Here is a 23,707-nt window from a genome sequence, read left to right on the forward strand (position 1 = left end):
GCGGGGGTGGCCGGTCCCCTCGGCAACCCGAGGGGAGGCGGCCCCAGGCGCCGGCCTCAGGGAGCCATGCGCATGGCGGCCACGTCCAGCACGCCGGCTTCGCGGTTGCTCAGCACGCTGCGCACCGTGCCGTCGGGCGCCTGCAGCACCGACTTGCCGGCCGGGACGTCTTCGCCGCCGGCCCGGCGCGCCGAGCGCCCACGGGACGGCGAGAACAGCAGATCGCCGGGCTGGGCGCCCTGCAGGCGCGGGTTGGCGGCCAGTACGCGCGTGCCCGGCGGGTAGGTCATTTCGCCCAGGACGGTGTCGCGCGCCGCCAGACCCTCGAAGCCCAGCATCCGGCGCTGCGCGTCCAGTTGCAGGTCGACCTTCAGCAAGGGAATCCCGGCGACGGTCAGGGCGTCGCTGCCTTCGGTGCGCAGCAGCCAGCGGGGCGCCGTGCCGGTCTTGTCCAGCGGCGTGCCGCGGGCGGCGGGGTCGACCTTCAGCCAAGCGCCCGCGGGCACCGGCTGCTGGTCCAGCGTATTGCCGATGGCAAGGTGGCAGCTGGAAAACTGCGGATGCCCGCCTTGCACCACGAATTCGATGCGATGGCCGTGCGCGCAGAGCCAGCCTTCCAGCGCCTGGTCCCGCGCGATCTCGGCGGACAGGGTTTCGGGCTGCTTGGGCGTGGCGGGGTAACGGAACAGGCGCGTCGCGGCGACGCCGTTAATGTCTGCCGGGTGGGATTCGGGAAAGATGGCCCGGTCGAACGATGCCAGTTCACCGGGCGTGGCAAGCCGAAGCGTGGTGCCGGTGGGCATCTGGACGCCGGCCAGTTGCGTGGGTTGTGACAGCACCGTCTTGCGCGCGTCGTCGGCCTGCGCTTCGCGCTGGACCGAGAACCACTGGCTGAACTGCTGATACGGGAAGATGGCGCCGATGACGGCCAGCACGGCCATCAGGACGGTGCCGGCGCGCCGGTGGCCGGACAGCCAGTCTCGCGCGCCGGGCGAGGTGGCCAGGGCGGCCAGCCAGGTGAACAGCGTGGCGAGGCAGGCGAGCGAAGCCGCCATCAGCACATAGAAATTACCGCCAGGAAGAGAAACCGGAATCATGGCGGCAATTATGCGCCAATCCGGCAGGCCGGACCGTCGCGAAAAAGTCCTGGTCCGCCCTCAGTCGCGGGCCGCCGCCGAGCGCGTGGCCACCACCTGCAGCTTCAGTTCGCCCAGCGCCTGGAACAGGGCGTTGCGGCTGGCCTCGGGCAGTTCGGCAAACATGGATTTGACCCAGTTCTCGTGGGCGCGGGCCATGCGCGCAAAGCTCTTCTTGCCTTGCGGCGTCAGCTTGATGAGCGAGCTGCGGCGGTCGGACTCGACCTTGGTCCGCACCACCAGGCCTTCTTTTTCGAGCTGGTCGGTGATCCCGGTGATATTGCCGTTGGTGACCATCATGTGGCGCGACAGCTCGCCCATCTTCATGCCCTTGGGGGCGCGCTGCAACTGCGCCATCAGGTCGAAACGCGGCAGGGTGGTGTCGAAGTCGTTGCGCAGGCGGCTGCGGATCTCGCCTTCGATGAGGTTGGCGCAGGTCAGCATGCGCAGCCACAGGCGCAGCGCGTGATGGTCGTCGGGCGCGGCGCGGGATTCCAGGTCGGGGGTATCGGTCATGGCTCGGAAGATTACCGGGAATGCGGGGGTGAAGAGGGCGCCAGACCCATCTGTTCGAAGATGGCTTGGGTCAGCGGGCTGTTCGGATCGTTGAGCGTCAGGACAATATCAAAATGATTGGTGCCTGGCATTGGTACATACCTACCGGGAAAACCGCGCGCCCGCCATGCGGCCAGATAATCATCGCTCTGGCGCTTGAATTCGTCGGTTTCGGATTCTCCGTAGCTGACCATCAGCGGGCAGCCCGCCTGCGGCAAATGCAAGGCGGGGCTGTTGCGGATGGCATCGGCTTCGCTCATGCGCATCCATTCGTTGATGTGGGTGTGCACCAGCGGGCGCAGGTCGAACAGGCCCGACAGGGGCGCGGCGCCCCTGACGACGCCGGGCGGCACGTCGTAGCTGGCATGCCAGCCGCTGGCGAGCAGGGCGCCGACCAGATGACCGCCCGCCGAGCTGCCGCAGATGTGGATGCGCGACGGGTCGCCGCCGTACTCGGCGATGTGGTGGTGAATCCAGGCCAGCGCGCGCCGGTTTTGGTCCACGATACGGTCCAGCGTGACGGCGGGGGCCAGCGAATAATTCACCGACACCACCACCGCGCCCGCCTGCGTGAACGCGGGCGCCATGTTGCTGGATTCGTTTTTGGACAACAGGCGCCAGTAGCCGCCGTGTATGAACACGAAGACGGGCGCGCCGGACTTGCCGGCCGCGGCTGGAAATATGTCCAGCAGTTCATCCGGATGATCGCCAAAAGGCACGTCCAGCGCGCATTCCAGCGTGCTGCGCGCCGTGGCGCTGTCCTCGGCGTATTTCTTGAGTATCGGTTGGATGTCGGGTACTGTCGCGCGAGCGTTGTACTGGACGTCCAGTTCGGCGCGATCGTAGTTGCGGTAGAGGGTGACCATGGCGGCAGGTGGTAAAAACCCTAGACTTGTTTTGCCGATTACTTTAAACCTAAACTATGAACCACGCCAGTTTTCCCTGTGCTGCATAAGGGGATTGGGGCGTTGCAGAGCATACGTTCTGCAGGCACCGGCCTGACGGCGGCGACCATCGCGCCAGCGGGCCGGGCATAGAAGTCTTTCGCATCGCACTTTCAAAAAGAACACCCTCTGCGCGGGCTCGCGCACGGAGCACACCACCATGCGTTTGATCACTTCCTTCCTGGCTGCCGCCGCCCTGATTCCGGCCCTGGCACAGGCCGACACCGTCAAGGTCGGCATCGCCAACGACATCTCGGGCCCGTTCTCGGCGCTGGGCGCCGAAGCCCGCGACGGCTTCAACCTGGCCATCAAGCAACTGGGCAGCAAGCTGGGCGGCCAGCCCGCGGAATTCCTGCAAACCGACATGGGCGGCAATCCGGACCAGGCCCGCCAGCTCGTCACGCGCTACATTCAGCGCGAAAAGGTCGACTTCTTCACGGGTCCCATCGGCTCGAACGTCGCGCTGGCCGTCGGCCCCGCGCTGTTCGCCGCGAAGGTGCCCTACCTGTCCAACAACCCCGGTCCCAGCCAGTTCGCCGGCGCCCAGTGCAACAACTATTGGTTCGGCACGTCGTACCAGAACGATGCCTTCCACGAAGCGGCCGGCAAGGTCGCGGCCGATCGCGGCTTCAAGAAGATGTTCATCATGGCCCCGGACTACCCGGCCGGCAAGGACGCGCTGACCGGCTTCAAGCGCGGCTACAAGACCGCCCCGGGCGACGAGGTCTACACCAAGCTCGGCCAGATCGACTACGCCGCAGAGATCGCGCAGATCCGCGCCGCCAAGCCGGACGCCGTCTACATCTTCCTGCCGGGCGGCATGGGCATCAACTTCGTCAAGCAGTTCGTGTCCGCCGGCCTGTCGCAGAACGTCAAGCTGATCGGCCCGGGCTTCTCGGCCGACGAGGACGTAATCCAGGCCGTGGGCGACCCCATGCTGGGCATGTACAACACCGCGCAATGGGCGCATGACCTGGACGTGCCGCAGAACAAGGCTTTCGTCGAGGCCTTCCGCAAGGAATACAACGGCCGTTACCCGTCGGTGTACGCCGCCCAGGCGTATGACGTGATCATGGCCATGGACGCCGCCGTCAAGCAGGCCGGCGGCAAGGCCACCGACCGTGATGCCATCGTGAAGGCGCTGGAAAAGGCCGACTACCCCTCGGTGCGCGGCAGCTTCACCTACGGCAAGAACCACTACCCGATCCAGGCCTACTACCTGCGCGTCGTCGAGAAAGACGGCAGCGGCCGCATCACCAACAAGCTGGTGGGCAAGGTGTTCGACAAGTACCAGGACGTGTACGTAGGCGACTGCAAGCTCTGATCCCCCCGAAGCGCTGCGCGCTTTCCCCCAGGGGGCGTCGCAGCGGACCGGCGAAGCCGGATCCGCGCGACCCCGCTTGGGGGCGGCGGCTTGGGCGCGGGGATGCGTCGCTGATGCAGGTGGGATAGCTTTGGTGAATTGATCGCGGGGGCCCTTCGGCGGCGCGCGGCAAGGGGGAAGTTTTCATGACGTTTACGCTGATCGTCGAGCAATTGCTGAACGGTCTGCAGTTTGGGTTGATGTTGTTTCTGATTGCGGCCGGGCTGACCCTGGTGTTCGGGATCATGGACATCATGAATCTGGCTCACGGCTCGCTCTATATGGCTGGCGCCTATGTCGCCGCCGAAACCATGCAACGCACCGGCTCGTTCACCGCCGCGGTTCTTGTGGCGGCGGTTGCCACGGGCATCGTCGGTATCGTGCTGGAGCTCTCGCTCATCCGCCGCCTGGCGCTGCGCGACCACCTGGCCCAGGTGCTGGGCACCTACGCCGTCATCCTCATCGCCAATGACCTGGTCAAGATGATCTGGGGTCCGGCGCCGGTCATGCTGAACATGCCCGCGATGCTGTCCGGTCCCGTGCGCCTGTTGCCCGACCTGATGTATCCCGCCTACCGCCTGATGATCATCGTCTTCGGCGTGGCCGCGGCCGCGGGCCTGTACTGGTTCGTGACGCGGACCCGTGCCGGCGTGCTGGTGCGGGCCGGGGCGTCGAACCGCCAAATGGCCACGCTGATGGGCGTGCGCGTGCCGCTGCTGTTCCTGGGCGTGTTCGTGCTGGGCGCGATGCTGGCCGCGGTGGCGGGTGCGCTGCTGGGGCCGATCACCTCGGTGCAGGTGGGCATGGGCGAAGAAATCCTGATCCTGGTGCTGGTGTGCATCGTCATCGGCGGCATCGGCTCGATCCGGGGCGCCTTCGTGGGCGCGCTGCTGGTCGGCATGGTCGACACCGCCGGCCGGGCGTTCCTGCCGATGCTGCTGCGCCAGGTGTTTTCGCCGGCCGTGGCCTCCAGCGTCGGTCCGACGCTCGCGGCCATCGCCATCTACGTGTTGATGGCGGCAGTGCTGGTGTTCCGGCCCTCTGGCCTCTTTCCGGCGCGGGGCTGACCATGAAAACCAAGATCTGGACCGTGGTCCTGCTGGCCGCGCTGGCGGTGTTCCCGCTGGTCGCGCCCATGCTGGGCCTGGACTTCTACATTTCCTTCGTGCGGCGCGTGCTGATCTACGCGCTGGCGGCAACCAGCCTGAACCTCATCCTGGGGTATGGCGGCATGGTGGCCTTGGGTCACGCGGCGTTCTTCGGCGCGGGCGCCTATGCGGTGGGCATCCTGTCCATGTCGGGCGTCACGTCCGCGCTGGTGTCCTGGCCGGTGGCCATGCTGCTGGCGGGCGTGCTGGCCTGCATCACGGGCGCGATCTCGCTGCGCACACGAGGCGTGTACTTCATCATGATCACGCTGGCGTTCGCGCAGATGCTGTTCTACATCTTCATCTCGCTGCGCCAGTACGGCGGTGAGGATGGCCTGAACCTGCCGGGATATTCCACGCTGCCGGGCATCGACCTTGCCCACGATGTCAGCTTCTATTACCTCGTGCTGGCCCTGTTCGCGCTGCTGATGTGGGCCTTCGGTCACGTCGTCGCCTCGCGCTTCGGCATGGCGCTGCAGGGCATCCGCGAGAACGAATCGCGCATGGAGTCCATGGGCTATCCCGTGTACCGCATCAAGCTGATGGCGTTCACGCTGAGCGGTGCGGCAGCGGGGCTGGCCGGCGCGCTGCTGGCCAACCACAACCTCTTCATATCGCCCAGCCTGATGCATTGGACCCAGTCGGCCAACCTGCTGATCATGGTGCTGGTGGGCGGCATCGGCCTGCGCTATGGCGGCGTGGCCGGTGCGGTCGTGATGCTGACGCTGGAAGAAGTGCTGCGCCTGTGGACCGAATACTGGCACCTGCCCCTGGGCGTGCTGCTGCTCTGCGTGGTGTTTGGCGCGCCGCGCGGCCTGGTCGGCCTGTTCGGGCCGCTGTTCAGCGGGCGCGCTGCGCCGCAATCCGGCAAGGTGGGCTCATGAGCAATCCGATGAATGCCACGACTGGCGCAGCCGCGAATAGGACGCAACCCGCGGGGACGCACCGCTCGGGGACACAACCCGCGGGGACACACGCCCCGGTGACGCACGCCCTGCAGGCGCGCGGACTGGTCCGGCGCTTTGGCGCGCTGGTGGCCACCGACAACGTATCGCTGTCGCTGGCGCCGGGCGAGATCCATGCCCTGATCGGCCCCAACGGCGCGGGCAAGTCCACGCTGATCCACCTGCTGTCGGGCACGCTGTCCGCCGACGCCGGCACGCTGGAAGTCGACGGCCGCGACGTCACCGCAATGAACGCGCACCAGCGCGTGGCGGCGGGCCTGTCGCGGTCCTACCAGATCACCAACATCTTCAAGCAGTCCAGCGTGCTGGATAACCTGGTGCTGGCCGTGCAGGCCCACGCCGGCAGCAGCTTCCGCTTCTGGAAGCCGCGCGCCGCGGAATCGGCGCTGTACGAACAGGCGCGCGAGCTGGCCCGCGAATGCGCCATCGACGCCAGCCTGCTCGACCGCGCCGCGGGCACGCTGCCGCACGGCGAGCAGCGCAAGGTGGAATTCGCGCTGGCGCTTGCCGCCCGGCCCAAGGTGCTGCTGCTGGACGAACCCATGGCAGGCATGGGGCCAGACGAGACCGTCCGCCTGACCGAACTGATCGAATCCTTGCGGGGACGCGCCGCCATGCTGCTGGTTGAACACGACATGCAGGCGGTGTTCCGTCTGGCCGACCGCCTGTCCGTGCTGGTGTACGGGCGGGTGATTGCCTCGGGCACGCCGGACGAGATCCGCGCCAACCCCGAAGTGCGCCAGGCCTACCTGGGCGACGAGGAGACCGCATGATGCTGACCATCGAATCAGCCAAGAGCGGCTACGGCGCCAGCCAGGTGCTGTTTGGCGTGGACCTGGAGATTGGCGCGGGGCAGGTTGTGACGCTGCTGGGCCGCAACGGCATGGGCAAGACGACGCTGCTGCGTACGCTGTTCGGCCAGTTGCCGCTGCGCGGCGGCAAGATCCATTTCGCGGGGCAGGACATCAGCGGATGGAGCCCGGACCGCATCGCGCGGGCCGGCGTCGCCATCGTCCCGGAAGGGCGCCAGTGCTTTCCCAATCTGACGGTGCGCGAACACCTGACGGCCTTCGTGGCCGGGCGCAACCCGGAGATCGGCGAACCGTGGACGCCCGATCGCGTCTTCGAACTCTTCCCCCGGTTGGCTGAACGCGCCCGAAACATGGGCAACCAGTTGTCGGGCGGTGAGCAGCAGATGCTGGCCATCGGCCGCGCCCTGGTGACCAATCCCCGGCTGCTGATTCTGGACGAAGCCACCGAAGGGCTGGCCCCGAAAATCCGGGAAGAGATCTGGAACTGCCTGGCGCGTCTGCGTCAGGCCGGCCAGACGATCCTGGTGATCGACAAATATGTCGAAAGGTTACTCAGCCTGGCGGATCGCCATGTCATCCTGGAGCGCGGCAAAGTGGTGTGGACCGGGGACTCGCAGGCCCTGGACGCCGACCGCAGCCTCTGGGAACGCTATCTGGGCGTCTAACAACGTGTCGTAATAAAGCTGCAATTCGGACCTGCCAGGCGTAACAGCCGCTGATATAAAACGCAATAAATCACGATATATATTGCTGCGGTGAAACTTAAGGTGTCTCGAACGCATCCAGACGTTTGCACCTGTATCAATAAACCCCCCTGGCATCTACACTAGCCGCGCCGGTTGCCCGCACGGGGCGCCGGCGTTCAGGCTCATGGCTCAAAAGGCGGGGCGAAGCACGGGTACGGCGCCTCGTAAGGTCAGCGCGTCCTATCTGCGTCCCCTTTTTCGCGCGTGGCATCGCATCAAGTTGTCAGGAAGATTTTGCATGGCGAAATGGGGATTGCGCAGGAAATCACTGATGGCGCTGCTGTTGGCGTGCCTGGTCGCCTTGGCGCCGGCCGCGCTGATTGGCTGGCAGGTGCTGGACGGCGTCCGCGAGCACTTTGGCCGCGCCTTTTCCGACAACTTCACGCAACTGAACCGCCAGCGCATCCTGGCGCCGGTGTCGCGCGAACTGGCGCTGTCGCAGCGCCTGGCCGACAGCGAGGTCACGCGCCGCTGGCTCCGCAATGAAAACGATCCCGCCGCGCGCGAGCTGTTCTTCCGCGAGGCCGACGGCTACCGGCGCGATCTGCTCGGCGGCGCGTACTTCATCGCCAGCGCCAGTTCCGGCAACTACTACTTCAACGACGACAAGCCGCTGTCGGAGACGCCGCGCTACACGCTCAGCCCCAGCGCGGCCGACGACGGCTGGTTCTACGCCACGATCAAGTCGCCCGCCCGCTACAACATCAACGTCAACCCGGACCTGAAGCTCAAGACCACCAAGGTCTGGATCAACGTACAGATCCGCGACGGCGAGACGGTCATGGGGCTGACGGGCGCCGGTCTGGACGTGGGCGGGTTCCTGAAGGAATTCGTGAACAGCGGCCAGCCCGGGGTCACGCCCATCATCGTGGACGAGGAAGGCGCGATCCAGGCGCACATGAACCCCGCGCTGATCGCCTACAACTCGGGCGCGGGCGGGGCGGGCGGCAAGGGCATGGTCTTCAGCCTGCTCGATCAGGGCGAAGGCCGCGCCGAGCTGTTGTCGGCCATGCATGCCGCTCAGGCGGATCCGCAGTCCGTGCAATCGGCCTGGGTCAAGATGGACGGCGTGCGCCAGCTGGTGTCCGTGGCGTACATGCCGGAGCTGCACTGGCACGTCCTGACGGTGGTCGACCTGGGCGCGGCCCGGGTGCTGGATACCGGCTGGCTGTGGCCGGCGGCCATCGGCCTGGTGCTGCTGTTTGCCGCGATGCTGCTGTGCTTCGGCTACGCCATCGAGCGCCTGATGCTGCGCCCCTTGCGCCGCCTGCAGCAGTCCGCGCGGGCAATCGCGGACGGCAGCTACGACGTGCGCCTGCCGCCGGGCGGCCAGGACGAGATCGGCGACCTGAGCCGCGCGTTCGGCGTGATGGCCGACAAGGTCCGCAAGCACACGGCCGAGCTGGAAACCAAGGTGCGCGAACGCACCTCGGAACTGGAAGACGCCAACCGCGCCATGGCCGCGGCGCACAAGAAGATCGGCGACTCCATCGACTACGCCAGCCTGATCCAGCGCGCGATCCTGCCGGACCGCCAGCTGACGCAGTCGCTGGGCGCGCACCATTTCGTGCTGTGGAAGCCGCGCGACGTGGTTGGCGGCGATTTCTACGTGTTCCGCGAGGACGGCGCCAACTGCCTGCTGGGCATCATGGACTGCGCGGGTCACGGCGTGCCCGGCGCGCTGATGACGATGCTGGCGCGTGCGGCGATCGATCTGGCGATCACCGAGGTCGGACCGGGCGATCCTGCGGGCATTCTGACGCGTACCGACAACGCCATCCGGGCCATGCTGGCCGACGCGCAGCTGCCCCGGGCCCTGGCGACCAATACCGATGCGGGGCTGGTATATATTGACCGGCAAGCCGGCAGGCTGCTGTACGCAGGCGCGAAGATCAGCCTGTACGCAAGTGACGGCGAAAACCTGCATGAGGTGCCCGGCGGCCGGCGTGCGCTGGGCGACAAGCGTATGGGGGTTTACGAGAACAACACGCTGCAGATGGAGCCGGGCTGGACGTATTACCTGGCGACCGACGGTTTTCTGGATCAGGCGGGCGGCGAGCACGGGTTCGGCTTTGGCAATACGCGCTTTGCGGACATGCTCAAGACACACGCGCGCCGGCCGTTAACCGAACAGGCGGCCGCGTTCAGCCAGGCGCTCGCCGAGTACCAAGGTGGCCGGCCCCAGCGCGACGACATCACCTTGCTGTCTTTCCGTTTCGAATAATCGTTATCAAGGCGGTACCCTCCATGAATGCCTCCGATCTTTACGCGTTGGGCGCGCGATTCGACCAGAACCGCACGTTGCTGTGTTTCAACGGGCCGATCTCGCGCAGCCTGATCGAGGAAATCGGCAATGCGCTGAAGAACTACCTGAACGCCGAGCACGTCCGGCCCGCTGAAGCCATGGACGTGTTCTCGGTCTACATCGAGATGATTCAGAACATCCGCCAGTACGCTGCGCAGAACGGCGACGCGGACGCCTCCGCCACGGTGGTGATCGGCCGCCGCGACGAAAGCCGCTACGTGGTGTCGGCGGGCAATCTGGTCAGCGCGGAAGACGGCCACAGCCTGGTCGCCCGCATCCAGGAACTGGCCGCGCTGGACAAGCCGGCCCTGAAAGCCGAATACAAGGCCCAACTGCACAAGCCGCGTACGCAGGGCGTCGCGTCGGGCGCGGGCCTGGGCCTCATTGACATCGCGCGCCGCGCCGGCGCGCCGCTGGAAGCCAGCCTGACCCCCGCTGCACAGCCGGGCAAGGCCTTCTTCAGCCTGAGCGTGGTGGTCTGAGGACGCGCGCTCAACAGGATTATTTTCGGAGTATTTGATGAAAGACCTGAACATTCCCGGGACCCAGTCCACGCCCGCCATCACCGCCGACGCTGCCGCCGGCGTGCTGGCGATGCGCGGCGACTCCTACCCCGAGAATTCCTTCGAGCTGTTCGGCCCGGTCATTGAATGGGTCGAGACGTACCTGCAGGATCGCGAAACGCCGCTGAAGCTGGAGCTGGAACTCCTGTACCTGAACACCAGCAGCATCAAGTCCGTCATGGACATCTTCGATGTGCTCGAAGCCGCGCACCGCAAGGGCCGCGAGGTCGGCGTCACCTGGTTCTACGACATGCGCAACGAGCGCGTGGGCGAACTGGCTGAAGAGTTCAAGGAAGACTGCACGTTCCCGTTCTCGGTGGTTGGCCGCCAATGAAACCGGGCGCCGCCGAACTGGATCAGCGTATCGCCGAGCTGCTGGCGGATCCGGCGCATGCCGGCCATCCGCTGCGCGACGCGCTGGAAGCGCTCTGGCGGCACACCGAGGAACAGATGGCGCGCATTCAGCGCGTCACGCAGCTTTCGGACGCCTATCAAAGCATGGCGCATGAACGTGAACTGGGCCTGTGCGACCAGTTCGACCGCCAGCTGCGCCGCCTGACCCGCATCGCGCGGATCTCGGATCACTACCAGAACATGATGCGCGACCTGAACCGCGCGCTCGAGGAAACGTCCAGCCGCGACCCCCTGACGGGCCTGTTGAACCGGCGCGCGCTGATGGAAATGATCAAGCAGGAAGTCCAGCGCGCTGCGCGCAGCGGCGACAGCTTTGTCGTCGCGATGCTGGACGTGGATCACTTCAAGGCCGTGAACGACCGTTTCGGCCACGAGACGGGCGACCGCGCGCTGGTCGAACTGGCCGGCGTGCTGGGCGAAAGCCTGCGCGAATACGATCTGTGCGGCCGCTGGGGCGGCGAGGAATTTCTCGTGCTGCTGCCCCATACGGACCCGGACGCGGCGCAGGCGGTCATGGACCGCCTGGTGAGCGACGTGCGGGGGCTGGCGATGCCGGCCGGCGACGAAGTCCTGCGGCTGACGGTCAGTATCGGCATGGCGTATCACCAGTTGGGCGAAACGTTTTCGGAGACGCTCAGCCGGGCGGATCAGGCGTTGTATCTGGCCAAGCAGGACGGACGCGATCGCGTCGCCCTTGGTTTTCCGAGGCGCTGAATGAAACCGGAACAGCTGTTATCCGGGTTGGAGCCCCTTATGCTTGATTCTCATCTTGGCGGTTCGCAGTCGAACCCCCAAGGCGCCGCGTGGCATGTGGGCAATTATCTGACGTCGATGGACCGCGCCTTGCTGCTGTTCGATTTCGACGCAGCCGGCTCCTTGTTGAACGGCAATACCAATTTCCTGGCCGCGGTGGGTTACACCCGCGAAGAGGCGCTGACCCTGCGCCACGAGCTGCTGTGCGACAGCATGGACGAAGGCAAGGGTACGCGCAGCGGCGAACAGGTCTGGGACCGGCTGCGCCGCGGCCAGCACTTTTCGGGCACCTGCCGCTACCGCAAGAAGGATGGCAGCTCGCTGTGGATCGAGGCGACCTACCTGCCGCTGCTGAACGACGCGGGCGAGGTGGGCCGCGTGACGGTGATTTCGCGCAGGTCGATCGCGGACGCGGAGCGCCAGGAAGAAATCCGCCTGCTGATGTTGGGCATCAACGAAACGGGCAACGCGGTGGCGGTGTCGGGCTCCGATGGCCGCATCGTCTACGTGAACGACGGCTTTCAGCGGATGCTCGGCTTTTCCCGTAGCGATGCGCTGGACCAGGATCTGGGCGAACTGCTCTCCGGCGGCCGCGCGGACGGCGGCACGCGCGAGGAACTGCACCGCCGCGTGGCCTGTCGCGAGGGTTACCACAAGGACGTGCTGGTCTATGACCGTGGCGGCAAGCCGCTGTGGGTGTCGGTGATGGCCAACTCGGTGTTCGACGAGCGCGGGACGCTGGTCAACATCGTGGACGTGCTGACGGACATTACGCCAACGAAGGTGCACGAGGTGCTGCAGCGCCGGGTGCTGCAGGCGATGGTGAACGAGGCCTCGGTGGTCGAGGTCATGAACATGGTGTGCCGCGAGGTGGAACGCCTGGCGCCGGAAGTGGCGGCGTCAGTGGTTCGCGTGGACGACGCGGGCCTGTTGCGCCCGCTGGCGGCGCCGAGCCTGCCGCAGGGCTATTCGGACGCGCTGGAAGGCGTGCCGATCGGGCCGCAGGTGGGCGCCTGCGGGACGGCGGCGTTTCTGGGCCGGCCGGTGATCGTGCCGGACATTGCAACAGACCCGCTGTGGGACGATTACCGCCATCTTCCGCTGCCGGAAGAATACAAGGCGTGCTGGTCGTCGCCGATCAAGTCGAGCGATGGCCGGGTGATCGGGACGTTCGGTTTCTATTTCCGCGAGCGCCGGCTGCCTGATGATTTCCATCACCGTCTGGTGGACGTGTGCGTGTACCTGTGCGCGCTGGCGCTGGAACGCGAGGAAGCGCGCGCGCGCATCCGCCAATTGGCGTTCTACGACGAGCTGACGGGTCTGCCGAACCGCAATCTGCTGCTGGCGCAGGCGGAGCAGGCGATCGCGCGGGCGGAACCGGAGCGCAAGCGGGTGGCGGTGTTGTTCCTGGATCTGGACCGCTTCAAGCAGGTGAACGATACGCTGGGCCACCCGATCGGGGACGCGCTGCTGCGGGATGTGGCGCAGCGTCTGCGCCGGTTGGCGCGGGCGACGGATATCGTGGGCCGCCTTTCCGGCGACGAGTTCGTGATGTTGATGCCGGAGTTCGAACATGGCCGCCTGACCGCGGCGGCGGAACACATTCTGGTGGCGCTGGCTCAGCCGTTTTCGGTGGGCGGCATTACGCTGAATCCGTCGGTGAGCATCGGCATCAGCGTGTTCCCGGAGAACGGCCGGGACATGGATACGCTGCTGCGCCATGCGGACATGGCGATGTACCAGGCGAAGACGGCGGGCCGCAATCGCATTTCGTTCTTCAGCGCGGAGATGAATCGTCAGGCGCAGGAACGGTTGGCGCTGGAAGCGGCGCTGCGGGATGCGTTGGAAGCGAAGGCGTTGCGTTTGCACTATCAGCCGCAGGTTGGCTTGAAGAACGGCAGCCTGTACGGGGTGGAGGCGCTTGCACGTTGGCGCCATCCGACGCTGGGGGATATTTCGCCGGCGCGGTTTGTGCCGCTGGCGGAAGAGTGTGGGCTGATCGGTGATCTGGGCGACTGGGCGTTGCGCGAGGCCTGCTCGCAATTGGCGATCTGGCGCAATAACGGTCTGCGAGTGCCTTCGGTGTCGGTGAACCTGTCGGCGACGAATTTCCACAATCTGAACCTGCCGCGGATGATTGCGGCGACGTTGGCTGAGTTCGGGTTGGCGCCTGCGGATTTGATGCTGGAGATTACCGAGGGCGTTGTTCTCGATGCCACGGCTGGGACGTTGCGCACGATTGCTGAACTGCATCGGTTGGGCGTACGGCTGTCGATGGATGACTTCGGGACTGGTTATTCCAGCCTGGGGCATTTGCGGCGCCTGATCGTTGACGAACTGAAGCTGGATCGCAGTTTCGTGCAAGGGTTGGAGAGCGATGATGCGGCTCGGGCGCTGACCAGTGCTGTGATTCGGATTGGGGAAAGCTTGAGTCTGCCGGTTGTGGCTGAAGGCGTCGAGAACGAAGAGCAGCGGCGGTTTCTGATCGAGCAAGGGTGTGCTGCGGGGCAGGGGTTTCTGTTTTCGCCGCCGTTGCCTGCGGGGGATCTTGAGGAGTGGTTGCGGGCTCGGGGGTGATTGGTTCGCTTCGTTTGCCGGGTTGAGTTCTTGAGACGTCCGGCACGGTGGCGTCCCGGGGCGCGCGGGGCCACGATTGCGGTCCGGAGCCTTCGCTCCGGACTCCCCCGTCGTCATCTTCGTCCAGGCCTACGGCCTTCCCTTCAGATTCCCTCGGGCTTATCGACGCCCCGCGCACCCCGGGACGCCACCGCACCGGACTCTGGCAATTCAAGTTTTGAGGCAGCGGGGGCGGTCGGCGTGCTTGGCATTTTTGCGCAGAGCACTTCGGGCCAGAAGCATCTTGCGGTGCCCGTCTCCGTTCGGCCGCGCGGGCGGCCTCCGGAGACTTACGCGGCGTCTTGCGTTGTGGTGATGACGCTTCGCGCGTAGGTGGCGCTTGGGTGTCAGACACCCGCACAGACGACACCTGCATAGATGGACTACAGCTTGAAGAGTGCTTCCAGGGTGTCAGACACCCATGCGAGCACGATTCGCTGCTAATCGTCACTTGAACTCTAGTGCCCGATGGGCGGCGCGCGTACAGGTCGGCAGGCTGTGGCGAACCGTCGCCGCGCCGCCCATCACGGCTCTCCCCACGGTGATGCTGGAGCTTTAGAACCCCACTCCCCGCAAGCGCGCAAGCGACTACCTCCACGTCGACCCACAGCGCGTATGCCGATCGTGGCCGCCCGCGCGGCCGCGACTCGGCGGGCCCCGCAAGACTCGTCCCTGACCACTGCTCTAGCAGCGCCCCGAATCATGCACACCGCAGCTCCTCGGTGCGGGCGACAGGGGGCCGAGCGCCGTCGATGCGCCCGAGGGAATCTGAAGGGAGCCGAAGGCGGACGAAGATGACGACGGGGCAGTCCGGAGCGAAGGCTCCGGACCGCAATCGTGGGCGCTCGGCCCCCTGTCGCCCGTGCCGAGGGGCGGGAGAAGATCGCAGCAACCGTCAATCCAAAGCCACAGCCAACCAGAGCCACAGTCAATGCCGCCTCGACGCCACGCGCCCCACACCTAGTCGCACACAGCCATTCACGCCCAACCCCGCCCCAACACTCGCACTCCAATCGTCCCCCATTTCCCCGTCCCCCTCCAGCATCACTAAATACTTTCCCTCATTTGCACACCCACCACTTCCGATATATATTTCAAGCCTAAACTATCCAGACCTAAATATCTGCGGCTTCCGCTCCAGCACCACAGAGCGACTGTCGCGTACTTGGAGCGTATACGGCAATGAAGATAGTCTGCATCGGCGGCGGTCCCGCCGGCCTGTATTTCGGTCTGCTCATGAAACTGCAGAACCCCGCCAACGAAGTCACCGTCATCGAACGCAACCGTCCGTATGACACTTTTGGCTGGGGCGTGGTCTTCTCCGACGCCACCATGCAGAATTTGCGTGAGGCCGATCCCGTCTCGGCGCAAACCATTGGCGATGCGTTCAACCATTGGGATGACATCGACATCCATTTCAAGGGACGCAGCATCCGCAGCAGCGGCCACGGCTTCATCGGCATTGGGCGCAAGAAGCTTCTGAACATCCTGCAGGCGCGTTGCGAAGACGTGGGCGTGAAGCTCGTGTTCGAGAACTTCGTCCAGGACGACCAGGCCATCGCCCGCGAGTACGACGCCGATCTCGTCATTGCCTCGGACGGCATCAACAGCCAGATTCGCACCCGGTACGCCGATACGTTCCATCCCGACATCGACCAGCGCCGCTGCCGCTTCGTCTGGCTGGGCACCAAGAAGGTGTTCGATGCCTTTACCTTTGCGTTCGTGCAGACCGAGCACGGCTGGTTCCAGGCGCATGCTTACCGGTACGAGGACGGCATGTCGACGTTTATCGTCGAGACGCCGGAGGAAACCTGGCAGGCTGCGGGCATCGAGCAGATGAGCCAGGAAGAGGGCATCGCCTATTGCGAGAAGTTATTTGCGCCCTGGCTGGACGGCAATCCGCTGATCAGCAATGCGTCGCACCTGCGTGGTTCGGCGATCTGGATCCGTTTCCCGCGCGTCATCTGCAATACGTGGGTCCACTGGAACAAGCTGGACACCGCCCGTGGCGAGCGCCGCGTGCCGGTCGTGCTGATGGGCGATGCCGCGCACACGGCGCACTTTTCCATCGGGTCGGGCACCAAGCTGGCGCTGGAAGACGCGATCGAGCTGGCGCGTTGCCTGAGCGGCGCGGAAGGCAGCGTCGAGGCCGGACTGCATCATTACGAGGAAGTGCGCAGCGTCGAGGTGCTGAAGATCCAGAACGCCGCCCGCAACTCCACCGAATGGTTCGAGAACGTCGAGCGTTACGCCGACCTGGAACCCGAGCAGTTTGCGTATTCGTTGCTGACCCGTTCGCAGCGCATTTCGCACGAGAACCTGCGCCTGCGCGATCCGGCCTGGCTGGAAGGCTTTGAGCGCTGGATCGCGGAACGCGCCGGCGCGGCCACGCCCGAGGGCCGGCGTCCGGCGATTCCGATGCTGACGCCTTATCAGGTGCGCGGCGTGCGGCTGAAGAATCGCATCCTGGTGTCGCCGATGGCCATGTATTCGTGCACGGACGGCGTGCCGGGAGATTTCCATCTGGTTCACCTGGGCGCGCGCGCCATGGGTGGCGCCGGCTTGGTGATGGTGGAAATGACCTGCGTGTCGCCGGATGGCCGCATCACGCCGGGGTGCCCGGGGCTGTGGAACGACGAGCAGCAGCAGGCGTTTGCCCGCATCGTCAACTTTGTGCACGGCAACAGCGATGCGCGCATCGGCATGCAGTTGGGTCATGCGGGCCGCAAGGGGTCGACGCAGCTCGGCTGGCAGAAGATCGATCATCCGCTGGCAGAGGGCAATTGGCCGCTGGTGTCGGCGTCGGCCCTGCCGTACATCGAAGGCGTGTCGCAGACGCCGCGCGCCATGACGCGCGCGGATATGGACGAAGTGCGCGACAACTTCGTGGCGGCGGCGCGCCGCGCGGCGGCTGCGGGCTTCGACTGGCTGGAGCTGCACTGCGCGCACGGCTATCTGTTGTCCAGCTTTATTTCGCCGCTGACCAATCGGCGTGAGGATGAATACGGCGGCAGTCTGGAAAACCGGCTGCGCTTCCCGCTGGAGGTGTTCCATGCGGTGCGCGCGGTGTGGCCCGAGGACAAGCCGATGTCGGTGCGGATCTCGGCCAGCGATTGGGTGGAAGGCGGCATCACCGCGGACGATGCGGTCGAGATCGCGCGTCACTTCAAGGCGGCGGGCGCCGACATGATCGATTGCTCGTCCGGTCAGGTCAGCAAGGAAGAAAAGCCGGTGTACGGCCGCATGTTCCAGACGCCGTTTGCCGATCGCGTCCGCAACGAAGCCGGCATCCCCACGATTGCGGTGGGCGCCATTTTCGAGGCCGACCACGCCAACGGCATCATCGCCTCGGGCCGTGCGGACCTGTGCGCGCTGGCACGTCCCCATTTGGCTGACGCCTCCTGGACGCTGCGCGAAGCGGCGCGCGTGGGCTATGTTGATGTGTCGTGGCCGAGCCAGTATTTCGCCGGCAAGCGCCAGCTTGAGACCAACTTCGAACGCGCCGCCGCGATGGCGCAACTGGATATCAAATGAACGCACAACCGCTACCGCTCGCCGGGCGTCACGCCCTGGTGACGGGCGGCGCCCGCGGCATCGGCCTGGCCGCCGCCCGGTCGCTGCTGCAGCGCGGCGCCCGCGTCACGCTGCTGGGCCGCGATGGCGGCGCGCTGGACGCGGCCGCCGACGAGCTGGCCCGATTGGGTCAGGTGCAGGCGGTCAGCGCGGACATTGCCGACGAAGCCTCGGTGCGCGCCGCCTTCGCGCAGGCCGAAGCCGAGTTCGGCCCGGTGCTGATCCTGGTGAACAACGCGGGGCAGGCGGTCAGTCAGCGCTTTGACCGCACGGACGCCGCGCTGTGGAACCAGATGCTGGCCGTCAACCTGACGGGCACCTTCCATTGCATCCAGGCGGCGTTGCCGGGAATGCTGCAGGAAAAGTGGGGCCGGGTGATCAACGTGGCCAGCACCGCTGGGCTGATCGGTTATGGGTATGTAAGCGCCTACTGCGCTGCAAAGCACGGCGTGATAGGGCTGACCCGGTCGCTGGCGCTGGAAACGGCGCAGAAGGGCGTGACGGTCAACGCGGTGTGTCCCGGCTATACCGAGACCGACATCGTGCGCGGCGCCGTCGCCAACATTGTCGAGAAGACCGGCATGACGCCGGAAGCCGCCCGCCTGAAACTGGCGGAGCGCAACCCGCAGGGCCGCCTGGTGCAGCCCGAGGAAGTGGCCGAGACGGTCGCGTGGCTGGCGCTGCCGGCCTCCGCTTCGATCAACGGCCAGGCGATCGCCGTCGACGGCGGCGAAGTGATGACCGGCTGAGGCCGGCGTTCCATCCACCCAGCATTCATGAACGGAGACACCATGAGCACCCAGCCCGAAGAGCACACCATGAAGCATCACAAGCGTCCCATCGCCGGCTACCAGGCGAAGACGTTCCTGTGGCAGGTGTCGGACGACGGCAAGGTCGGCACCATTACGCTGAACCGTCCCGAGCGCAAGAATCCGCTGACGTTTGATTCGTACGCGGAACTGCGCGATTTCTTCCGGTCGCTGGTGTATGCCACCGACATCAAGGTGGTGGTGGTGACGGGCGCGGGCGGGAATTTCTGCTCGGGCGGCGACGTGCACGAGATCATCGGCCCGCTCACGAAGATGAGCATGCCGGAACTGCTGGATTTCACGCGCATGACGGGTGATCTGGTCAAGGCCATGCGCGCTTGCCCGCAACCCATCGTGGCGGCCGTGGACGGCGTGTGCGCGGGCGCGGGGGCGATGGTGGCGCTGGCGTCGGATATGCGCTTGGGCACGCCCGCCGCTCGGACCGCGTTCCTCTTTACCCGCGTGGGGCTGGCGGGGGCCGACATGGGCGCGTGCACGTTGCTGCCGCGCATGATCGGTCAGGGCCGTGCTTCGGAACTGCTGTACACCGGCCGCGCGATGACGGCCGACGAGGGCGCGAGCTGGGGGTTTTTCAATGCGCTGCACGAGTCAGGCAAGCTGCTGGAAGCGGCGCAGACGCTGGCGGCGCAACTGGCCGCGGGTCCGACCTTCGCACACGGCGTGACCAAGAAGCTGCTGCACCAGGAATGGAACATGGGTGTGGACGAGGCCATCGAGGCCGAAGCCGAGGCGCAGGCCATCTGCATGCAGACGCGCGATTTCCATCGCGCCTACGAGGCCTTCGTGGCCAAGCAGAAGCCTGTCTTTGAGGGGAACTGATGATGCGCGACGCAAGCTGGCTGGACTGGCCCTTTTTCGACGACGCGCATCGCAAGCTGGCGCATGACGTGGACGCCTGGTGCGAGCAGTCGCTGGGCGACGTGGACCATCACGACGCAGATGCGGCATGCAAGAAGCTGGTCAAGGCCATGGGCCAGGCCGGGTGGCTGCGTTACGCGGTGGCAGGAGGCCCGGGCGGGGCTTGGGGCGGCGCGCTGCCGGAGGTGGACTCCCGCGCGGTATGCATTCTGCGCGAGACGTTTGCCCGGCATGAAGGATTGGCGGACTTTGCGTTTGCGATGCAGGGCCTGGGCAGCGGCGCGATTTCGCTGATGGGCTCGGATGCGCTGCGCCAGCATTACCTGCCGCGCGTGGCGCGCGGCGAGGCGATTGCGGCTTTTGCGCTGTCGGAGCCTGATGCGGGGTCGGACGTGGCGGCGCTGGCCTGCGAGGCGAAGCTGGATGGCGATCACTATGTGCTGAATGGTGCCAAGACGTGGATTTCGAACGGCGGCATTGCGGACTTCTATGTGGTGTTCGCGCGCACAGGGGAAGCGCCGGGCGCGCGGGGCATCAGCGCGTTCGTGGTGGATGCGGACACGCCGGGGTTCGAGGTGGCCGAGCGCATCGACCTGATCGCGCCGCATCCGCTGGCGACCATTACATTCGACAACTGCCGCATCCCGGTGACGCACCGGTTGGGCGACGCGGGGCAAGGTTTCAAGCTGGCCATGATGACGCTGGACATCTTCCGCGCGTCGGTGGCGGCGGCGGCGCTGGGGTTTGCGCGCCGGGCGCTGGATGAAGGATTGGCGCGCGCCAAGTCGCGCCGCATGTTCGGCCAGACGCTGGCCGACCTGCAACTGACGCAAGCCGCGTTGGGCGACATGGCAACCGCCATCGACGCCTCGGCGCTGCTTACGTACCGCGCCGCGTGGATGCGCGACGTGCAGAAGCTACGCACCACGCGCGAAGCGGCGATGGCCAAGATGACGGCGACGGAGTCGGCGCAGACGGTGATCGACCGGGCGTTGCAGATGTTCGGCGGCGCTGGCGTGGTGTCGGGGATGCCGGTGGAGAAGCTTTACAGGGAAATCAGAGCGCTGCGTATCTACGAAGGCGCCACGGAAGTGCAGAAGTTGATCATCGCCCGTGAATTGCTGAAGGCATAAAGGGCCATCGAGCGCCTGCTTTTTGCAACGTAAACCGCATCGCACAGCCAAGGGGAATTTTCATGGAAGTATCCGCCCACATCGACACCTTTGCCCGGGACAACCTGCCCCCGGGCGAACAATGGCCTGAGTTCCTGCTGGACGGCCCCGACGTGGCCTATCCAAAGCGTTTCAATTGCGCGGTGGAATTGGTTGACGCGATGGTCGGCCGAGGCCACGGCGATCGCGTGGCGCTGCGCTGGCGCCAGGACGGCAAGCCGGCGACGATGACCTACGGCGAACTGGCCGCGCTGACGAACCGCATCGCGCGCGTGCTGACCGAGGACATGAAGCTGGTGCCGGGTAACCGCCTGCTGCTGCGCGGCCCGAACAATCCGATGATGGCGGCCTCGTGGCTGGCGGCGATCAAGGCGGGGCTGGTGACGGTGCCGACGATGCCGCTGCTGCGTTCGAAGGAACTGAAGCAGATCATCGAGAAGGCGCAGATCCAGGCGGTGCTGTGCGACGTGCGCCTGAAGGACGAGGCGCAGTTCTGCGCGCAGCCGGATCACGAGAACCACTGCCCGGGTCTGGCGCAGGTGATGTACTTCAACGATTCGGCGGCCGATGCCCTGGACGCGCTGGCGGCCGGTAAGCCTGACACGTTCGAGGCGTGCGATACGGCGGCGGACGATGTGTGCCTGATCGCGTTCACCAGCGGCACGACGGGCTCGCCGAAGGGCTGCATGCACTTTCATCGCGATGTGCTGGCGATGTGCGACCTTTTCCCGAAGCATGTGATCAAGCCGGGGCCGGACGACATTTTCTGCGGCACGCCGCCGCTGGCGTTCACGTTCGGGCTGGGCGGGTTGTTGTGCTTTCCGCTGCGAGTGGGCGCGAGCACGGTGCTGGCCGAGAAGCTGTCGCCGGAAAGCCTGCTGGAACTGATCCAGGAGTTCCGCGCGACGATCGTGTTCACGGCCCCGACCTTCTACCGCCAGATGGCGGCGCTGGTGGGCAAGTTCGATCTGTCGTCGCTGAAGAAGAGCGTGTCGGCGGGCGAAGCGCTGCCGGATGCGACGCGTCAGCTCTGGAAGGACGCAACGGGGATCGAGATGATCGACGGCATCGGCGGCACGGAGATGATCCACGTGTTCGTGTCGAGCCCGCCGGAGTCGGTGCGCCGCGGTGCGATTGGCCGCGTGGTGCCGGGGTATGTGGCGCAGATCGTTGACGATGAGATGAAGCCGGTGCCGAACGGGACGGTGGGCCGGTTGGCGATCAAGGGGCCGACGGGCTGCCGCTATCTGGCGGACGAGCGCCAGCGCCGGTTCGTGCAAGACGGCTGGAATCTGCCGGGCGATACGTTCGTGCAGGATGACGACGGCTATCTGTTCTACCAAGCGCGCAACGACGACATGATCGTGTCGGCGGGCTACAACATCGCGGGTCCGGAAGTCGAGGACGCGCTGCTGCGCCATGAGGCGGTGGCGGAGTGCGGGGTGGTGGGCGCGATGGACGACGAGCGCGGTCAGGTGGTGAAGGCGTTTGTGGTGCTGAAGCCGGGGTTTGCGCCAAGCGCGGAGCTGGTGACGGCGATGCAGACGTTCGTGAAGGCGAATATTGCGCCCTACAAATATCCGCGCGCGATCGAGTTCGTGGATACGTTGCCGCGGACCGAGACGGGCAAGTTGCAGCGGTTTGCGCTGCGCAAGATGGCATAGGCATTGCAGGCATCAAGGAAACATCATGGCAGCACCCATCACGACGGCTCCTTTCGTGAGCCAGGTAGAAGTCCGATTCCGCCATTGCGATCCGGCGGGGATCGTGTTCTATCCGCGCTATTTCGAGATGATCAATGATTTCGTCGAGGAGTGGTTCGACAAGGGAATGGGGTTGCCGTTTCATGCGCTACATGTGGAGCGGCATATCGGTACGCCGATGGCGTCGGTGACGTGCGATTTCAGCGCACCGAGCCGGTGGCACGAGAAGCTGCGCCAGACGCTGTCGGTGCAGCGCATCGGTGGGGCGTCGTTCAAGGCGCTGGTGCGGTTTGAAGGGCCGGAGGGGCAGTTGCGGTTGTCGGCGACGCTGACGATTGTGACGGTGGATCTGCGGACGATGAAGTCGATGCCGCTGCCTGCGGATCTGCGGGAACGCATGCAGCATTTTCTGGCAACCGCGGCATAAGCGGGCGCCACCCTGTGGTTTGTTTATTTGATCAATAGGATGAGACGTTATGAAGATTCTGCAACCGCCGGATTGGATGGCGCCCCGGGGCTATTCGAATGGTGTGCTGACCGAGATGCAGGTGGGCAGCAAGGTCGTGTTTGTGGGCGGACAGGTGGGATGGAACGGGCAGCAGCAGTTCGAGTCCGATGATTTCGCAGACCAGGTGCGTCAGGCGCTGCTGAACATCGTGCAGATTCTTGCCGAGGGTGGGGCGAAGCCTGAGCATATCGTGCGGATGACTTGGTATGTGACGGATAGGAAGGAGTACGTTGCGGCGTATCCGGGCATTGGTAAACACTACCGGGAGTTGATCGGTCGGCATTTTCCGGCGATGACGGCGGTGGAAGTGGCCGCTCTGGTGGAGGATCGCGCGAAGGTGGAGATCGAGGTCACCGCGGTTGTGCCTGCGCAGTAGTTTTTATGGTTTGACGGTGTATCGAAGGTTCGCCGCTTTTGCTTCCCGGCCGGCACCGGGCGGCGAGGGCGGCGGGCCTTCGGTGCTTGTGGGGCGGATTTTCTTGTGAGCATGCCGCTGAAGTCAGGTGTCTGACACCCGCATGAGAAAGTCGTCATTGCGCGGCGGTATTCGCCGGGTGTCTGACACCGTGCGCGATGCGTAGGACTGATTCGGGTGTCTGACACCCTGCGCAGTGCATAGGTCCGTTTGCTAGATGTCTGGCCGTCGTCGATGATTCGCCGGTCGCGGTTCTTAAGACGCCCGGCGCGTCGTCGGTCTGGGGCGCGCGGGGCTACGATTGCGGTCCGGAGCCTTCGCTCCGGAC

At 65.6% G+C, this 23,707-nt stretch carries 20 protein-coding genes; 17 read left to right on the plus strand and 3 right to left on the minus strand.

From position 1 onward, the window contains the following. Positions 1-56: 56 nt before the first annotated feature. Genes B2W22_RS11650 through B2W22_RS11660 form a run of 3 tightly spaced genes read right to left on the minus strand, consistent with a single transcriptional unit; the run spans position 57 to position 2,557 of the window. Complete coding sequence (locus tag B2W22_RS11650) at positions 57-1,097, minus strand: hypothetical protein (RefSeq protein WP_175125948.1); 1,041 nt, start codon at positions 1,095-1,097, stop codon at positions 57-59. A gap of 60 nt (positions 1,098-1,157) precedes the next feature. After that, entirely contained in the window at positions 1,158-1,652 is a 495-nt protein-coding gene (locus B2W22_RS11655) for a MarR family winged helix-turn-helix transcriptional regulator (protein ID WP_056564603.1), read from the minus strand. 11 nt (positions 1,653-1,663) lie between these two features. Continuing rightward, positions 1,664-2,557 carry an alpha/beta hydrolase gene (locus tag B2W22_RS11660; protein ID WP_286937770.1) on the minus strand — a complete coding sequence of 298 codons (894 nt, stop codon included), beginning with the start codon at positions 2,555-2,557 and terminating at the stop codon, positions 1,664-1,666. 238 nt (positions 2,558-2,795) lie between these two features. Between B2W22_RS11660 and B2W22_RS11665 the strand changes: the two genes are divergently transcribed. The 17 genes from B2W22_RS11665 (at position 2,796) to B2W22_RS11745 (ending at position 23,340) form a co-directional block, all read left to right on the plus strand. Further along, positions 2,796-3,959 (plus strand): ABC transporter substrate-binding protein, encoded by a 1,164-nt coding sequence (locus B2W22_RS11665; RefSeq protein ID WP_175125945.1) that lies wholly within the window; start codon positions 2,796-2,798, stop codon positions 3,957-3,959. Between the two features lie 185 nt (positions 3,960-4,144). Continuing rightward, positions 4,145-5,065: a branched-chain amino acid ABC transporter permease gene (locus B2W22_RS11670; protein WP_063953921.1), complete on the plus strand. Its 921-nt coding sequence runs from the start codon at positions 4,145-4,147 to the stop codon at positions 5,063-5,065. Between the two features lie 2 nt (positions 5,066-5,067). Continuing rightward, positions 5,068-6,030 (plus strand): branched-chain amino acid ABC transporter permease, encoded by a 963-nt coding sequence (locus B2W22_RS11675; protein ID WP_175125944.1) that lies wholly within the window; start codon positions 5,068-5,070, stop codon positions 6,028-6,030. Then, positions 6,027-6,884 carry an ABC transporter ATP-binding protein gene (locus tag B2W22_RS11680; protein WP_414631956.1) on the plus strand — a complete coding sequence of 286 codons (858 nt, stop codon included), beginning with the start codon at positions 6,027-6,029 and terminating at the stop codon, positions 6,882-6,884. The genes B2W22_RS11675 and B2W22_RS11680 overlap by 4 nt, the downstream gene beginning before the upstream one ends. Next, positions 6,884-7,588, plus strand: a complete 705-nt coding sequence (locus B2W22_RS11685) for an ABC transporter ATP-binding protein (RefSeq protein ID WP_175125965.1) — start codon at positions 6,884-6,886, stop codon at positions 7,586-7,588. The genes B2W22_RS11680 and B2W22_RS11685 overlap by 1 nt, the downstream gene beginning before the upstream one ends. Positions 7,589-7,907: 319 nt before the next feature. Then, positions 7,908-9,893, plus strand: coding sequence for a biofilm regulation protein phosphatase SiaA (gene siaA / locus B2W22_RS11690; protein WP_217467870.1), 1,986 nt, complete (start codon positions 7,908-7,910; stop codon positions 9,891-9,893). Between the two features lie 23 nt (positions 9,894-9,916). Further along, positions 9,917-10,456, plus strand: coding sequence for a biofilm regulation protein kinase SiaB (gene siaB / locus B2W22_RS11695; protein WP_056564586.1), 540 nt, complete (start codon positions 9,917-9,919; stop codon positions 10,454-10,456). 37 nt (positions 10,457-10,493) lie between these two features. Continuing rightward, a complete protein-coding gene (gene siaC / locus B2W22_RS11700) occupies positions 10,494-10,871 on the plus strand; it encodes a biofilm regulation phosphoprotein SiaC (RefSeq protein WP_218342211.1) in 378 nt (125 codons plus the stop codon). After that, positions 10,868-11,665: a biofilm regulation diguanylate cyclase SiaD gene (gene siaD / locus B2W22_RS11705; RefSeq protein ID WP_175125940.1), complete on the plus strand. Its 798-nt coding sequence runs from the start codon at positions 10,868-10,870 to the stop codon at positions 11,663-11,665. The genes siaC and siaD overlap by 4 nt, the downstream gene beginning before the upstream one ends. Positions 11,666-11,704: 39 nt before the next feature. Next, positions 11,705-14,281 carry a sensor domain-containing protein gene (locus B2W22_RS11710; protein WP_286937774.1) on the plus strand — a complete coding sequence of 859 codons (2,577 nt, stop codon included), beginning with the start codon at positions 11,705-11,707 and terminating at the stop codon, positions 14,279-14,281. A gap of 1,221 nt (positions 14,282-15,502) precedes the next feature. Then, positions 15,503-17,854: a bifunctional salicylyl-CoA 5-hydroxylase/oxidoreductase gene (locus B2W22_RS11715; RefSeq protein WP_175125938.1), complete on the plus strand. Its 2,352-nt coding sequence runs from the start codon at positions 15,503-15,505 to the stop codon at positions 17,852-17,854. Further along, entirely contained in the window at positions 17,851-18,642 is a 792-nt protein-coding gene (locus tag B2W22_RS11720; RefSeq protein WP_175125937.1) for an SDR family NAD(P)-dependent oxidoreductase, read from the plus strand. The genes B2W22_RS11715 and B2W22_RS11720 overlap by 4 nt, the downstream gene beginning before the upstream one ends. Before the next feature lie 42 nt (positions 18,643-18,684). Next, on the plus strand, positions 18,685-19,542 hold the full coding sequence (locus B2W22_RS11725; RefSeq protein ID WP_175125936.1) for an enoyl-CoA hydratase family protein: 858 nt from the start codon (positions 18,685-18,687) through the stop codon (positions 19,540-19,542). Between the two features lie 2 nt (positions 19,543-19,544). Then, positions 19,545-20,714 (plus strand): acyl-CoA dehydrogenase family protein, encoded by a 1,170-nt coding sequence (locus B2W22_RS11730; protein WP_191578247.1) that lies wholly within the window; start codon positions 19,545-19,547, stop codon positions 20,712-20,714. Positions 20,715-20,776: 62 nt separating this feature from the next. Further along, a complete protein-coding gene (locus B2W22_RS11735; protein ID WP_279975160.1) occupies positions 20,777-22,417 on the plus strand; it encodes an AMP-binding protein in 1,641 nt (546 codons plus the stop codon). Positions 22,418-22,442: 25 nt separating this feature from the next. Continuing rightward, entirely contained in the window at positions 22,443-22,883 is a 441-nt protein-coding gene (locus B2W22_RS11740; protein WP_286937776.1) for an acyl-CoA thioesterase, read from the plus strand. 49 nt (positions 22,884-22,932) lie between these two features. Further along, positions 22,933-23,340, plus strand: a complete 408-nt coding sequence (locus B2W22_RS11745; RefSeq protein ID WP_175186015.1) for a RidA family protein — start codon at positions 22,933-22,935, stop codon at positions 23,338-23,340. The last annotated feature ends 367 nt before the right edge of the window (positions 23,341-23,707 follow it).

The organism is Achromobacter sp. UBA4530 (genome assembly GCF_002388205.1).
Classification (GTDB): domain Bacteria; phylum Pseudomonadota; class Gammaproteobacteria; order Burkholderiales; family Burkholderiaceae_B; genus Achromobacter; species Achromobacter animicus.

What these genes read in the sequence shown, in the direction of transcription:
- B2W22_RS11650 (WP_175125948.1), bottom strand. Translation starts at nt 1,097, where the DNA reads ATGATTCCGGTTTCTCTTCCTGGCGGTAATTTCTATGTGCTGATGGCG.
- B2W22_RS11655 (WP_056564603.1), bottom strand. Translation starts at nt 1,652, where the DNA reads ATGACCGATACCCCCGACCTGGAATCCCGCGCCGCGCCCGACGACCAT.
- B2W22_RS11660 (WP_286937770.1), bottom strand. Translation starts at nt 2,557, where the DNA reads ATGGTCACCCTCTACCGCAACTACGATCGCGCCGAACTGGACGTCCAG.
- B2W22_RS11665 (WP_175125945.1), top strand. Translation starts at nt 2,796, where the DNA reads ATGCGTTTGATCACTTCCTTCCTGGCTGCCGCCGCCCTGATTCCGGCC.
- B2W22_RS11670 (WP_063953921.1), top strand. Translation starts at nt 4,145, where the DNA reads ATGACGTTTACGCTGATCGTCGAGCAATTGCTGAACGGTCTGCAGTTT.
- B2W22_RS11675 (WP_175125944.1), top strand. Translation starts at nt 5,068, where the DNA reads ATGAAAACCAAGATCTGGACCGTGGTCCTGCTGGCCGCGCTGGCGGTG.
- B2W22_RS11680 (WP_414631956.1), top strand. Translation starts at nt 6,027, where the DNA reads ATGAGCAATCCGATGAATGCCACGACTGGCGCAGCCGCGAATAGGACG.
- B2W22_RS11685 (WP_175125965.1), top strand. Translation starts at nt 6,884, where the DNA reads ATGCTGACCATCGAATCAGCCAAGAGCGGCTACGGCGCCAGCCAGGTG.
- siaA (WP_217467870.1), top strand. Translation starts at nt 7,908, where the DNA reads ATGGCGAAATGGGGATTGCGCAGGAAATCACTGATGGCGCTGCTGTTG.
- siaB (WP_056564586.1), top strand. Translation starts at nt 9,917, where the DNA reads ATGAATGCCTCCGATCTTTACGCGTTGGGCGCGCGATTCGACCAGAAC.
- siaC (WP_218342211.1), top strand. Translation starts at nt 10,494, where the DNA reads ATGAAAGACCTGAACATTCCCGGGACCCAGTCCACGCCCGCCATCACC.
- siaD (WP_175125940.1), top strand. Translation starts at nt 10,868, where the DNA reads ATGAAACCGGGCGCCGCCGAACTGGATCAGCGTATCGCCGAGCTGCTG.
- B2W22_RS11710 (WP_286937774.1), top strand. Translation starts at nt 11,705, where the DNA reads ATGCTTGATTCTCATCTTGGCGGTTCGCAGTCGAACCCCCAAGGCGCC.
- B2W22_RS11715 (WP_175125938.1), top strand. Translation starts at nt 15,503, where the DNA reads ATGAAGATAGTCTGCATCGGCGGCGGTCCCGCCGGCCTGTATTTCGGT.
- B2W22_RS11720 (WP_175125937.1), top strand. Translation starts at nt 17,851, where the DNA reads ATGAACGCACAACCGCTACCGCTCGCCGGGCGTCACGCCCTGGTGACG.
- B2W22_RS11725 (WP_175125936.1), top strand. Translation starts at nt 18,685, where the DNA reads ATGAGCACCCAGCCCGAAGAGCACACCATGAAGCATCACAAGCGTCCC.
- B2W22_RS11730 (WP_191578247.1), top strand. Translation starts at nt 19,545, where the DNA reads ATGCGCGACGCAAGCTGGCTGGACTGGCCCTTTTTCGACGACGCGCAT.
- B2W22_RS11735 (WP_279975160.1), top strand. Translation starts at nt 20,777, where the DNA reads ATGGAAGTATCCGCCCACATCGACACCTTTGCCCGGGACAACCTGCCC.
- B2W22_RS11740 (WP_286937776.1), top strand. Translation starts at nt 22,443, where the DNA reads ATGGCAGCACCCATCACGACGGCTCCTTTCGTGAGCCAGGTAGAAGTC.
- B2W22_RS11745 (WP_175186015.1), top strand. Translation starts at nt 22,933, where the DNA reads ATGAAGATTCTGCAACCGCCGGATTGGATGGCGCCCCGGGGCTATTCG.